The 12955-nt window shown below is 62.6% G+C and carries 13 protein-coding genes and 3 pseudogenes; 6 read left to right on the forward strand and 10 right to left on the reverse strand.

Annotated elements, in window-relative coordinates; genetic code table 11:
- Nucleotides 1–536, reverse strand: a 536-nt coding sequence (locus AC1DVM_RS13700; protein ID WP_477254981.1) for a hypothetical protein, incomplete at its 3' end; no start/stop codon positions are given.
- Nucleotides 537–928: 392 nt separating this feature from the next.
- Between AC1DVM_RS13700 and AC1DVM_RS13705 the strand changes: the two genes are divergently transcribed.
- Nucleotides 929–1381: a BA14K family protein gene (locus tag AC1DVM_RS13705; protein ID WP_477254982.1), complete on the forward strand. Its 453-nt coding sequence runs from the start codon at nt 929–931 to the stop codon at nt 1379–1381.
- A 69-nt stretch (nt 1382–1450) separates the two neighbouring features.
- On the opposite strand, the gene AC1DVM_RS13710 is transcribed toward AC1DVM_RS13705, so the two are convergent.
- Together AC1DVM_RS13710 and pxpB are read right to left on the reverse strand one after the other, a co-directional pair.
- On the reverse strand, nt 1451–2497 hold the full coding sequence (locus tag AC1DVM_RS13710; protein ID WP_477254983.1) for a 5-oxoprolinase subunit C family protein: 1047 nt from the start codon (nt 2495–2497) through the stop codon (nt 1451–1453).
- Nucleotides 2490–3221: a 5-oxoprolinase subunit PxpB gene (gene pxpB / locus AC1DVM_RS13715; RefSeq protein ID WP_477254984.1), complete on the reverse strand. Its 732-nt coding sequence runs from the start codon at nt 3219–3221 to the stop codon at nt 2490–2492. The genes AC1DVM_RS13710 and pxpB overlap by 8 nt, the downstream gene beginning before the upstream one ends.
- Nucleotides 3222–3408: 187 nt before the next feature.
- On the opposite strand from pxpB, the gene AC1DVM_RS13720 reads away from it, so the two are divergent.
- The 5 genes and pseudogenes from AC1DVM_RS13720 to AC1DVM_RS13740 all read left to right on the forward strand — a co-directional run bounded on the left by AC1DVM_RS13720 (nt 3409) and on the right by AC1DVM_RS13740 (nt 6862).
- The gene (locus AC1DVM_RS13720) at nt 3409–3987 is read left to right on the forward strand and encodes a hypothetical protein (RefSeq protein ID WP_477254985.1); all 579 of its coding nucleotides are present in this window, start codon (nt 3409–3411) and stop codon (nt 3985–3987) included.
- A gap of 293 nt (nt 3988–4280) precedes the next feature.
- The gene (locus AC1DVM_RS13725) at nt 4281–5072 is read left to right on the forward strand and encodes an outer membrane protein (RefSeq protein WP_477254986.1); all 792 of its coding nucleotides are present in this window, start codon (nt 4281–4283) and stop codon (nt 5070–5072) included.
- Nucleotides 5073–5585: 513 nt separating this feature from the next.
- Entirely contained in the window at nt 5586–6062 is a 477-nt protein-coding gene (locus tag AC1DVM_RS13730) for an integrase arm-type DNA-binding domain-containing protein (protein ID WP_477254987.1), read from the forward strand.
- A pseudogene (locus AC1DVM_RS13735) lies at nt 5993–6142 on the forward strand (phage integrase central domain-containing protein); the annotation flags it as partial. The gene AC1DVM_RS13730 and the pseudogene AC1DVM_RS13735, both read left to right, overlap by 70 nt.
- Before the next feature lie 39 nt (nt 6143–6181).
- Nucleotides 6182–6862, forward strand: a complete 681-nt coding sequence (locus AC1DVM_RS13740; protein ID WP_477255032.1) for a site-specific integrase — start codon at nt 6182–6184, stop codon at nt 6860–6862.
- A gap of 140 nt (nt 6863–7002) precedes the next feature.
- On the opposite strand, the pseudogene AC1DVM_RS13745 reads toward AC1DVM_RS13740, so the two are convergent.
- The 7 genes and pseudogenes from AC1DVM_RS13745 to AC1DVM_RS13775 form a co-directional block, all read right to left on the reverse strand.
- Nucleotides 7003–7234: pseudogene (locus AC1DVM_RS13745) on the reverse strand (NAD(P)-binding protein); the annotation flags it as partial.
- 32 nt (nt 7235–7266) lie between these two features.
- Nucleotides 7267–8472 carry a 3-oxoadipyl-CoA thiolase gene (gene pcaF, locus AC1DVM_RS13750; RefSeq protein ID WP_477254988.1) on the reverse strand — a complete coding sequence of 402 codons (1206 nt, stop codon included), beginning with the start codon at nt 8470–8472 and terminating at the stop codon, nt 7267–7269.
- 62 nt (nt 8473–8534) lie between these two features.
- A pseudogene (locus AC1DVM_RS13755) lies at nt 8535–8810 on the reverse strand (NAD(P)(+) transhydrogenase (Re/Si-specific) subunit beta); the annotation flags it as partial.
- 221 nt (nt 8811–9031) lie between these two features.
- Nucleotides 9032–10060, reverse strand: a complete 1029-nt coding sequence (locus AC1DVM_RS13760) for a YeiH family protein (RefSeq protein WP_477254990.1) — start codon at nt 10058–10060, stop codon at nt 9032–9034.
- 62 nt (nt 10061–10122) lie between these two features.
- Nucleotides 10123–11175: an SDR family oxidoreductase gene (locus AC1DVM_RS13765; protein WP_477254992.1), complete on the reverse strand. Its 1053-nt coding sequence runs from the start codon at nt 11173–11175 to the stop codon at nt 10123–10125.
- 28 nt (nt 11176–11203) lie between these two features.
- Nucleotides 11204–11917, reverse strand: coding sequence for a hypothetical protein (locus tag AC1DVM_RS13770; RefSeq protein WP_477254994.1), 714 nt, complete (start codon nt 11915–11917; stop codon nt 11204–11206).
- Nucleotides 11918–11940: 23 nt separating this feature from the next.
- Complete coding sequence (locus tag AC1DVM_RS13775) at nt 11941–12924, reverse strand: Bug family tripartite tricarboxylate transporter substrate binding protein (protein ID WP_477254996.1); 984 nt, start codon at nt 12922–12924, stop codon at nt 11941–11943.
- Nucleotides 12925–12955: the final 31 nt, after the last annotated feature.

Genomic DNA, 12955 nt, shown 5'->3' on the forward strand with positions numbered 1-12955 from the left:
CTCTCGACGACCGCGCGAAGATAGGTCGACCGGGTTTGCGCGCCATGCTCGCGCGACAGCAGCAGCACCTTGTTGGCGATGTCGCGCAATTCGTAAGCGAGTTCCCGGGTCTGGGCTCGCAATTGCAAAGCGCTCTGCGCGGTGAGCGGCCCGTCCAGCAGCGGCTGCGCCAGGCTCGTCTGAAGGTAATGCTGCTTCAGGCTTCCCATCATGCCGATGCGGTCGATCAATTGCGCCTGCGGTTCCTCCAGCAGGGCGGCGAGCCGGCTGACCAGCACCGCCATCCGGAAAGCAGGCTCCTGCTCCCGGGTGGAAAACGGCTCGCCGGAAGCGGCCCGCGCAAGGCTCTCGGCGGCGAGCGTCGCCTCGAATTGGGCCTGGGTGATCTGCCACAGGCTCGTCTGGCCGTCGTCGCTCCGCAGGTCCGTCTCGACATAAAGCAGTCGGGCCACCGTGAACACAAGGCAAGCCACCAGCCCGGCAATCGCCACGAGCATGATGAGAACGGCCCTGTAGTTCTGCAATCTGCGTTTCATGGCTCTTTCAATGCGCAGCCGTTCGAATGCCCTCGCCCGCGGAACGGTATCGCAACCGGGTCGTCTTCACCTTCCCGCATGGAAGAGTGAGATTATAATAGAACAATAGCAGTTTTCGAGAAATTTCCACTCGGAATCTCACCTTTCCCTAGCGATTGAGAGTCGCTTTGGGCTGGAATGGACCCAATCATAGTTATACAATAACATATCCTACTTTGAGTTCCCTTCCCTCGACTATCGTGGACCATTGCCATCCCTGTCTGCGAGGTGCGCCATCACACGCGCAGCGTGCAACAGACTTTGCGTGGGCGATTGTGGATCTCGGCCGGCGCGTTATATTTGCAAGCTAGGCTGAACGGCTGCGTGTCGGCCGTCGTGACATGGAGTGAAAAATGCGGAAGTTTATCGGGATTGTGTTGGGATCGGCCACTCTCGTATCGGCCACCCTCATAGCGGCCATGCCGGCGGCTGCGGAAACCTCGACCCGTCCCGTTCAGAACGGCGTTCAGCAGGCCCAGCCCCTGGAAGGCTATTCGCAATATTATTACCGCCGCGGCTATTATGGACGCCCCTATTACGGACGGCCCTATTACGGATATGGGCGGCCATATTATCGGGATAACGGCGCGGCTGTCGCTGCGGGCGTGGCGGGCGTCGCAGCCGGCGCGCTCATTGCCGGCGCCATCGCCAATCAGGCGGCGGCGCAGCCGGCCCTGCCGGCTCCTCCCGGCACGGTCAGCCCGTCGGTCGCCGCTTACTGCGCCAAGAAGTTCCGCTCCTATGATCCGGTGACCGGAACCTATCTCTCCAGCGGCGGCATGCGGCTCGTCTGCACCTACCCGTAAAAGCCCGGGATTTTCTGTCGAGGAGCCCCGCCGGTCGCGGGGCTTTTCTTTTGCCGAACGCGCGCCCCTCTAGTGGGCCCCGTCCTCGTTGTGATGCGCCTGCGCCGACACCACCCCACCGATGAGATTCACGCGCATCAGGGCCTCGCTCGACAGGTCGGCGACCCTGACAGGCTCGATGTGGGCGATCGTCCGCTCGAGACGCTCGTTCCAGGCGAGCGCGGAGCGCTCCGCCTCATCCGGCGACACGGCCTCGAACCGAATGGCTTCTCCAATGCGCGCCTGTCCGATCCGGGCCAGGTCGGCGCTGACGACGGTCGCGATCTTCGGATACCCGCCGGTGGATTGCCGATCGGCCAGCAGCACGATGGGAAGCCCGCTTCCCGGCACCTGGATGCTGCCGTTCACGATCCCGTCCGAGATGATGTTGAAGCCATCCCGATGCTCGATGGGCGGCCCGTCGAGCTGGCAGCCCATGCGATCCGTTTTCGAGGTCACGGTGTAGGCAGAGGACAGGAACATTTCGATCCCCGCCTGCGTGAAGGCGTCCTCCTGCGGGCCCAACACCACGCGGATGGAACCTTCGAAGGCGGGCCGGTCCTGTTCCGGCAGCATCAGAGGCCGCCCGCTATCCGCGGCCCCGCCGCGCAAGGCCAACAGGTCCCTGACCTTCAGCGCACGCCCATTGAACCCGCCGAGCTGCGACCGCAGATGGGTCGACCGGCTGCCAAGAACCGGCTCGACCGCGAAGCCCCCGGCGACCGCGAGGTAGGCTCGCATCCCGGTGCGCGCAAAGCCGATCGACACCACGCTGCCGCGTTTGAGATCATGCGCGCGATAGGGCGCGGCAGGCACGCCGTCGATGGCGACTGGCATGTCGGCCCCGGCGAGGGCCAGGCGGCAATGCTCCGCTTCGACGCGGTAAGTTCCGCCCGAGAGAGTCAGTTCGAGCGCGGCTTCGTCGCGTGCGTTTCCGACCAGCGCGTTCGCGATCTGCATCGACATCGGATCGATGGCGCCGGCCGCCGAGATACCGAAGCGCTGGAGGCCATAGCGGCCGAGATCCTGCAGGGTCGACTGCATTCCCGGATCGAGGACGGCGAGATGGTCAGCCATCGATCATCTCCATCCGGGCAACGATATCGCCCTCCGCGGCTTTCGCGGTCTGCGAGGCGAACGCCTCCGCCGAGATCGGCTCGAAGACGACGCGGTCCCCCGCCGCCAGAAGGAAAGGCTCGGCGCGCGCGGGATCGTAGGTCTTCACGGGCGTGCGTCCGAGCAATTGCCAGCCGCTAGGAATCTCGAAGGGCGGACAGACGCCTGCCTGCTTGCCGCCGATGGAGATGCTGCCGGGCGGGATGCGTAGGCGGGGGTCGACACGGCGGCTCGTATGCAATCTCTCGGGCAACCCGCCCAGATAGGCGAAGCCCGGCGCGAAACCGATCATGTAGACGTGGTATTCGGCGCTCGCATGGAGGCGGATGACATCATCGGGCGAAAGGCCATGGGATTTCGCCACGAAGTCCAGATCCTCTCCCGCCTCGCCTCCATAAAGCACCGGGATCGTCCAGCGGCGGTATCCCGCGCGGGAGCCGGCATCGGGCGGCCAGCAGGCGAGTATTCGGTCCTGCAGAGTCTGTCTTGGAATCACCGCCGGATCGAACATCACCAGAAGTGACCGATAGGTCGGCACCATTTCGACGATGCCGGGAATCGACTGTGCCGAGAGAGCCCTGTCGAGCGCGATCACCAGCGCATTGGTGTCCTCATCCACCCCATCGCCCAGCTCGACCGTCATCGCACGGTCGCCGGCAGCAAGAAATTTCGGGGCGTGAGCCATGGTTCGGGGCCGGACCGGTTGGTGGAAGCGCCGAGCAATAGCATGAGGACGCACGAGGACAAGCCGTTCGCGGCAAGATGCCAGGTTTGCGGATTTCGCCTCCAACTGCCCTCGCCGGGAAGCGGATATTATTTCGTTGTTAACTGCGCGTGGCTAGGTTCGGCGCGAACGACATGGAGAAAGATCGATGCTTCGACCGATGGTCATGGCGGCGGCGCTTGCCGCCGGTACATTCCTTGCAGGGTCCGCTTCAGCGCAAGGCCTCGTCCTGTGCGCGGACGAGAACGGTTTCTGCCGACTGCCCTACCCCACCCGGGTGATCTATGGCGTTCCCGGCCGCAGCGCCGAACGGGATGTTCGCGGCGGCGGCATTCCCTGGTCGAATCAGGCCTTCGGAGACCCGGCTCCCGGAATCCCCAAACGTTGCGCCTACGTCGCCCGCGGCGGCCGTCCGGCCTATGGCGGCGGCTTTGAGGAGCCCCGGTTCGCGGAACCGCCGCCCTACGGCATGCGGGGCCGTCATGGACTAGAAGGTTATGACCGGCGCGCGGAATACGGTAGACCCCAGCGCTACGACCGTCCGGCGCGGTGGCGGATGTGCGCGAGCGAGAACGAGTTCTGCGCCTTCCAGGAGCAGATGCGCGTACGCTACGGCGCGGGAGGCCGCTTTGCCGAGGCGAGCTTCCGAAACGGCGTCGCCTGTAGCAACAGCACCTTCGGAGACGTGGCGCCCGGGATCCGCAAGGTTTGCCAGGTTCTGGACTGACGAGACGTCCCGCCCGATCGCGTCAACGAATCGGTTCATACTTCACCCTGCCCCCCGGCGGGGTGTTTTTGCATCAGAATACCATTTCAAATACTAGCATCCGCCCTTGCGGTTCATATCGCTGCGGAACCTGTGTATTGAACCTTACACTATCAATGTATTCCCAGGCAACTTACTGTTTGTTTATTATGGGACGCCCCAACAAACTCAATAGGTGTTGCAAGGAAGACATAGATTCATGCGTTCCAGCATCTTAAGCTCCCTTGGCGATCCTCGCACAAGGGATGATGACTATGAAGACACGTGTTCTTAGTCTACTGGCCAGTGCGGCAGCCCTGGCCCTTGTCACCTCTTCCGCATCCGCTGCGGATCTCCCCGCCCAGACGGCTCCTCCGCCGCCCATTATCTCCGTCCCGCTCTTCACTTGGACCGGCTTCTATGTCGGTGTGAACGCGGGCTGGGGATGGCGTAACGGCGATAATGAAACCGTCTTCCTGTCGCCGGGCGCCGGCACGCCGGGTCTTGCCGGTACGCTGAACTTCCCCGGTGGGGACGACGGCGGGTTCACCGGCGGCGGCCAGATCGGCTACAATTACCAGATGGGTTCATTCGTTCTCGGCGTCGAGACGGATATCCAATGGGCCGATACGGGCAATGACTCGGGCGTGGTGTTCATACCGGCCACAGGATTCGTCGGCACGTTCGTGCCCGGGGAATTCCGCAGCAACGCGCCCGACTGGTTCGGCACCCTGCGCGCCCGCGTCGGTGTCGCGATCGACCGGGTCCTGATCTACGGCACCGGCGGTCTCGCGTATACCGAAGACAACACCGGCTGGGTCCTCGGCGGCGGCGTCGAATGGGCCCTGCCCACCAACTGGAACATGTTCGGCACGTCGGCTGTCACCTTCGGCCTCGAAGGCCKGTGGCTGAACATCGACCGCGACAACGACTTCGCCGGCCCCATCGGAACGTTCACGCCGGTCGGTCTGCCTCAGGTCGCGGTCTTCGCACCTCGGACCGGCAACAACGACAACGAGTTCGGGGTCGTGCGCGCCAAGCTCAATTTCAAGTTCGGCACATACTAGCATTTGTCGCGCGTAACATTTGGGCGGCCCGGGTAACCCCCGGGCCCTCATTCGTTTAAAGTCCGACGATTTGCGTCCGGTTTTTCGTTTCGCCTGGCGCACCCCAGGCGGTCCCTCTGATTCGGTTCGGTTGGAAAACGGCCTGTCGGGTGCGGCGCGATGCTAACAACGCCCAAGGGAAAGGCCGATCAAGAACGACACAAACGACAATGGTAAGGGCTTCAAGCAATTCCGATAACGAAACCGGGGGGCGAGCTCTCGAAAATTATGGTCGGAGCGAGAGGATTTGAACCTCCGACCCCTAGTCCCCCAGACGCTCCAAATGGCGTTTCAGGGGATTTCAGACTAGTTCACAACTCATTGTACTCTATTGATTAAACGCGTCTTTTGCGCTCAAGTGAGTTCATGAGATTTCAGGCACATTCAGTTTTCTGAACCCTCATTGAACCCACAACCGCTCGAAAAGACTAATGCTTCGAGCGACTAAGGCTCGTGGACAGGCCAGTCGTTTTGATGACCAGCGCCTTCACCAAGACCCTGGATTTTCCCGCTAGTGGCTCAATCGAATTCTGGGACAGTAAGACGACCGGCCTCTGTCTCAGAGCCTTCGCCGCTGGGAAGGCGACGTGGTCGTTTCGGTACCGACCTAGAGCGGGCAAATCCTATGAGCGTGTGACCCTCGGCACGCTCACCGATCTCACTTTGGCCGACGCCAGAGCGCGCCGCCCGGCTAGTATCGAGGTGACAGACGGAGGCGACCCGCAGCTCACCAGGCGCCAGAAGAAGCGTGCAGCCCTCAACGTCTTCACCTTCGATCGACTGGCTGAGCAGTATCTGACGGAGTATGCAAAGCCCAACAAGTCGTCCTGGAAGATGGACGAAATGTATTTGAAGCGCCTCGAGGGGAGTTCGGCGACAAGCCGGCGGCGGAGGTCACCCGACGCGAGATCATTGCCCTCTTGGACAGGATCAAGGAGACCGCGCCTGTGAGCGCGAACCGGATCCAAACTGTCCTCGGAGGCGTGTTCAACTGGGCCGTCGAGGGTGAACTCGTCCCCGCCAATCCGATCGCTCGCAAGCGAGCCAAGGAGACGCCTAAGGACCGGACCTTGCACGATGCCGAGATCAAGGTCTTGTGGAAGGCCCTAAAGACGCCCCAAGGGGTCACGGAGGACGTCGCCGATGCTCTCCGCTTCTTACTGTTGACAGGGCAGAGACCCGGCGAGGTCGCCGGAGTGGCCCGGAACGAGCTCCTGGTTATCGATAGATCAAAGGACGCGCGTTGGGAGATCCCGGCCGCGCGCATGAAGGGGCGCCGCCCTCACGTGGTCCCCCTCGCCCCCATAGCACGGGAAATCCTCGCCGCCGTGATCAAACGTCGCGAGATGGATGGAGATAGCGACAGTGTGTTCGCCTCGCGATTTGTCAGCCGGGACACCCTCGCCCGCCACACTCTCTCTCAAGACCTTCGCCGGTTGGTCGAGCGCCTTGAGAAGGACGGTACGGAGAAGGAAGCGTTCAAATCGCTCCAGAAGAACCCTCCCACTCCTCATGACTTTCGCCGCACGGTGGGGACTGGATTGTCGCTGCTAGGCATCCCCAGAGAGGACCGAAAGGCCGTCCTGGGCCACGTCGAGGGGGACGTTCACGGTGTGCACTACGATCGTTATGAACGCCTTCGGGAAAAGCGGATCGCGCTTGAGGCCTGGGAAAGGCACATTTGCAGGATCGTTGACCCCGGCAAAAGGGCCGCGAATGTTGTCCCTATAACGTCGGCGCGCAGCCCATGACCCAGACAAATCGAGCTACGGTTCAAACACCAAAAGCTGATTGGTTCTCATATCACCTGGCCGAGTTTCGCTGCTTTCCAAGGCCCGCAATTTCGCCCGAGGATTTTGAGGTTGGCTTCGCTGAGCAATCGATTCCGGCTGGGTTCGTCGTGCCCTTTCCAAGTTAGTGCAACGGAGCTGAGGGGATCGATCACCGCGCCGGTGAGGATATGCGCCCCGACCTCGGAGCCCGTCTCCACCACGACAACGGAAAGCCGTGCCCTTTTGCGCCGCCACTTGCTTGAGCCGGATGGCTGCCGCCAGTCGTGCAGGGCCTGCGCCGACGATCACGACGTCGAACTCCATCGATTCACGGGCAGGCAGATCTGACATGGGGGGCTCCGGGCTACGATCCCGATCGGGCCTCAGACGGCTTCGAGGGCGATGGCGATGCCCTGTCCGACGCCGATGCACATGGTGGCCAGCGCCCGCTTCCTGCCCGTCAGCTTGAGCTCAAGCGCCGCCGTGCCGGCAATGCGCGCCCCCGACATGCCAAGCGGATGGCCCAGCGCAATCGCCCCGCCGTTCGGGTTCACGTGTTCCGCATCCTCCGGGATGCCGAGCTCGCGCAGCACCGCAATGCCCTGGCTGGCAAATGCCTCGTTGAGCTCGATCACGTCGAAATCAGAGGGCTTCAGCCCCAGCCGCGCGCACAGCTTCTTCGTGGCCGGCGCCGGGCCCATACCCATAATGCGCGGCGCCACCCCCGCCGTCGCCCCGCCGAGAATGCGCGCGATCGGCTCCAATCCGAACTTGCACATCGCTTCCTCCGACGCGACGATAAGAGCGGCGGAGCCGTCGTTCACCCCGGACGCATTGCCCGCCGTCACCGTGCCTCCTTTCCGAAACGGCGTCGACAGTCTGGCCAGCGCCTCCAGCGTCGTGTCACCGCGAGGATGCTCGTCTGTGTCCACCACGACAGGATCGCCCTTGCGGCGCGGGATCGTCACCGGAACGATCTCCTTGGCCAGTCGGCCATTCGCCTGAGCGACGACCGCCTTCTGCTGCGAGCGCAGGGCGAAGGCATCCTGGTCGGCACGGGAAACCTGGAAATCCTCGGCCACGTTCTCGCCGGTCTCCGGCATGGAATCGACACCGTATTGGCGCTTCATCAATGGGTTGACGAAACGCCAGCCGATGGTGGTGTCGTAGATCTCGGCGTTGCGCGAAAAGGCGGTGTCGGCTTTGGGCATCACCAAGGGCGCACGCGACATGGATTCAACGCCGCCTGCGATCATCAGCTCGGCTTCGCCCGCCTTGACGGCGCGGGCCGCCATGATCACCGCATCCATGCCGGAGCCGCACAGGCGGTTGACGGTGGTGCCGGTGACCGAGCCCGGCAGGCCGGCCAGCAAGGATGCCATGCGCGCCACGTTGCGGTTGTCCTCGCCCGCCTGGTTGGCGCAGCCATAGATCACGTCGTCGACGGCCTCGAACTCGAGCTTGGGATAGCGCTCCATCAAAGCCTTGAGCGGGACCGCGCCAAGGTCGTCCGCGCGCACGCTGGAGAGCGCACCCGCATAACGCCCGATCGGCGTCCGCACAAAGGCACAAATAAAAGCGTCTCGCATGTCAGATCTCATTGTTGTCTCGGAGGAGATTGCTTGTTCACGACGACGGTGTGCTGTCGCACTCAGTCGATATTTTTGAGGATTTCGTCGACCATTTTCTTGGCATCGCCGAAGAGCATCATGGTGTTGTCGCGGAAGAACAGCTCGTTCTCCACGCCCGCATAGCCCGAGCCCATGCCGCGCTTGATGAAGAGAACGGTCTTGGCCCGCTCCACATCCAGAATCGGCATGCCGAAGATCGGCGATTGCGGATCCGTCTTGGCCGCGGGGTTCGTCACGTCGTTGGCCCCGATCACGAACGCCACATCCGCCTGCGCGAACTCGCCGCCTGGATCATCACATCCGCGCCAAGCGACTTGTATTTCATGACCGTTTCAGGGGTCGCCGCAACACGCGTCTCAACCGGATCAGCCTCCAACAAAACCGATATCCGAAGGTTCGATACGTCCATCAATTCGACCTCCTTGCGACGCCAAGCTCAACCTTCATTTCGCGGATCTTCTTCCTGTTGGATGATTGTCGGGCTTGGCGTCATGGCGATATCCAGATTTGAGAAAACTTAGTCGAGGACAAGCAGACCGGTCGTCACGAAGACAAGGAGGATGCAAGTCGTCCCGGTGAACACGGCAATGTGGCGCCACCCGATCCGCAGGAGCGACGACAAGGATGTGCCCAGCCCCAGCGCCGCGATCGCGATGAGCAGGCCCCAGCTTGAAAGTTGGATCATGGTGGTCTTGATGGGAGCATAGACCGGAAGAAGATCCGGCGCGAACGCCGCTGCGCTGTTCACGAGACAGAGGCCGAGGAACGCGAGCGCAAAGACCGGCACGGGGACCTTGGCGTCACCATGCTCGCCGCCGCTACGCGTGAACCACCATCCTATCGCGAGCACGACGGGCAGCAGAAGGAACACACGGAAGAGTTTCACGATCACCGCCGTGTTGCCCACCGGCTCGGACACCGCATAACCTGCGCCGACGACCTGGGCCATGTCATGAATGGTCGCGCCGAGCATGACTCCCGTATTCTGCACGTCCAGGCCGATGAGAACACAGAGCGGCGGGTAGAGAATCATGACGAGGGTCGAGACGGCGTTCGCGGCCACCACCGTGAACGTCACGTCGGCGCCCTTCTGAGGATATTGCGGCACCACCGTCGCCGTCGCCAAAGTCGCCGACGCGCCGCATACGGCTGTGGCAGCTCCCGCGAGCACCCCACAGCCGTCGCCCACCTTGAGCCAGCGCGCGAGGCAGACACCCGAGGCAATTGTCAGAACTATGGCGGCGACGACGAGAAGCGCGGTCGAGAGCCCGAGCCCCATGATGTCGCTCAATGCGATGCGGATTCCGAGCAATGCGATCGCGATGCGCAGCAGTTTCTTGACGCACCAGGTGATCCCCGGCTGCAATGCCGGCTTGGAAGCGAAGCCGTTGAGAGCTATGCCGACGACAAGCGCGATCACGATGGCCGGCAAGGTATAGGACCAGCCCGTTGCTTCCTTGAGCAGCCGCGCGAACACCGGTTCCGCGAGATACGAAAACGCAGCCACCGCTACGGAGAGCGCGATGCCCGGGCCGAGATCGTTCAACGAGCGTTTGATATTCCCGGCCGGCGTCCCGGCAGGTGCTGTGACCTTTGACCTCGTCATGTCTAGGCCAGCAATCTGACCGACAGGAAATGGTCGAAGTGTCTAATGAATTCATCCTCTGTGCGCACCGCCCGGTTGAAACCGGCCTGCCGTAGCCTGGTGGTGTCGGACATCATGTCCCATGAGGGCGTGAACACGAAGTCGCCGTAGCCCCACAGAACGAGCTTGTCATAGGCAGGACTCTTCAATCCGTTCCGCGCCACGATGGTGTTCCAGACATTCGCCTTGTCCGCCATGACTTCGGCGAGCCTGACCGTCCGCACGGGCCCGACCTCCATGCCGAAATATCGCGCGAAGGCCGGCCAGAGACGCGACCACCGGATATAGTCGCCGTTCGTCGCGTTGAATGCCTGGTTGGCGCAGCCCGGTTCCGTACTGACGAACCGGATCGCGCGGGCCAGATGATCGGCCGACGTGCATTGATAGATCGCGTCGTAATTCTCAGGAGTTCCCGGAAAGCACAACGGCAAGCCGAGCTCCCGCGAGATGAGGGCATAGACTGCCACGACCAGGATCAGGTTTCGCGGAGCGTTGGGGACAGTGTGGCAGATTCCGTGGGGACGCGACGTCGACCAGGTCCATGCCCTGCCCTTCTGCCGCTCGGCGATGAAATCCTGCTGCGCGTAGTAGAAGGTCGGCGCCAAACTGCGCGGGTCGTCCTCGCGCGCCGGCGTGGGAAAAGCCCCGAGCGTCGACCCATACCATTTCGTGCCATGGACCAGATGAACATGCGACAGGTCTTTCGCGACCGTTTCGATGGCATCGACGACGTTGCGCAGCATCGTCATGTTGGTCTCGACAGGCTCCGGCGTGCCCGTCTGATGATCGAAACGGGCGGTGTAGAAGATATGCGTCGCATCGGTGACCGAGGACAGGGCTTTAAGGCTCTGCTCGCGATCCGTCAGGTCGACCGCGAGAAACCGGGCGCCCGGAATATCGACGGGCTTGCGCGCCAGCGCCATGACCTCCCATTCCGGATCGGCCGCGAGCTGCCTTGCGAGCTCGTAACCGACCACCCCTGTTGCACCCGCAATGACGGCGACTTTCTTCGTCATGGTTTCGTCCCAATCACTTTTTTGTCGCTCAGCGCGAGACGCGGTACAGCATCCGAAAGAATGCCGGCCGCGGTGCATCGCCGCCGGATATGTCCGCAAGCATGTCCGTCACTTTTGCGGCGGCGTTTTGCAGGCTGGCGATATCCATGGCCTCGACGATCAGCGCACGCTCGATGACGCGGTTGCCTTGGCGCACATGCCTGCGCGAGGACGCGGCAAGAGCCTCCTCGTCCTTCGACAAGACCTGGGCCCCGACCGCACCGGGCATGTCGAGTGCCTTCAGAGCGATGTCCCGCAGAGCGGGAACGCTCAGTTCATCCCCCTTCGGTTCCAGCATCCACAATGCCAGGGCCCCGCCCTCGCCCTCACCGTAGGCGAAGTCGATACCCGCAATCGTGCGATACGCGTTCTGGAAGCGCGGGATGAAATGTCGGCTGCGTGGATCGGGCTGACTGACGAGGGAAACGTAATCTTCGCTCGAGAAGACGCCGGCATCCGTCACTTGGTACAAGGCGAGGTATTTGGCGAAATGTCCGGGCGATCCCTCGACCGCCGCGTAACGTCTTCCCCGCACGAAGCTGGAGAACTCCAGAACGCGGTCTCGCATATGTTCGCGGTTGTACCATTCGTTGAATGCCGCTTCTTCCTCCGGGGCTATATCCGCAAGGACGACGAGACTGGCGCTTGCGCGCCGATCTTCGGGAATGGCACGCAGCGCGTCCGTCTGCTGATGTTCGTTCATGGAGTTCTCTTTTTCCGAAATCGTCAGTTCGCCCACAAGGTTTCGACAACCTTCTTCTCGTTCTCGACCATCGTCCGGACGCGATCAGCTGGGTGAACGTAGGGTACCATTCCGATATTTTTCAGAGTTTCGAGGAATTTGGGGTCGGTCGAGATGGCGGTCATCGCCTCATCCCACGCCTTGACGACGTGAGCCGGGACGTTCGGCGGGCCCGAAACGCTGAACCAGAACAGGATCTCGACCGAGGGATAACCGATCTCCGCCATGGTCGGTACTTCCGGAATGGCGGGAAAGCGTGTCGGCGACGCGACTGCGAGGGCGCGAAGCTTGCCACTCGCCAGGAGCGGAGCGACAGCACTCCATGAACCGGCTCCGAGCAGCACGGTGCCGGTGGCCGTCATGGTCACGGCTTCGGCACCGCCCTTTGAGGCTACGGAACGGGTTTTCTTGACGTCGACGTCGGTGGAGCGGAAGAGCTGACGGAACGTGTAGTCCTGCGCTCCCGCGCCTCCGAGCGACGTCCAGGTGAATGTCGYGGGGTCCTTGCGGGCCTGCGCGATGGCGTCCTGCATCGTCTTGAACGGAGAATCCGCGGGTACGATGAAAATCATCGGCGTCTGCGCGATCATTCCCATGAATGTCCGATCCATGGATTTGAAGGGCAGGCTGCGGACGACCACTTCCAGCATGGAGCTCGATGCGGGCGACTCCGCCAGGACGGTGTAGCCATCCGGCTTGGCGCGCATCACTTCCTCGACAGCTGGCACGGTGTTTCCGCCCGGCTTGTTGACGACGCGGACAGGCATCTTCCAGCGCGCCTCGAGCGCCTGCGCGACCGCATGCGCGGTCAGCCCGGTCGAGCCGCCCGGGGCGAACGGTACGATCATCTCCACGGCGCGGGCCGGATAAGCTTCCTGCGCGAGCGCGGCGGATGCACCGATACCGCTCAGTCCTCCAGTCGCTCCGAGCGATGCCGCCCCTAGAACCAGATCTCTCCTCGTAATCATGCTTTTCTCCCTCTTGGATTTTCCGCGGCTT

This window comes from Microvirga sp. P4_A5 (genome assembly GCF_056402495.1).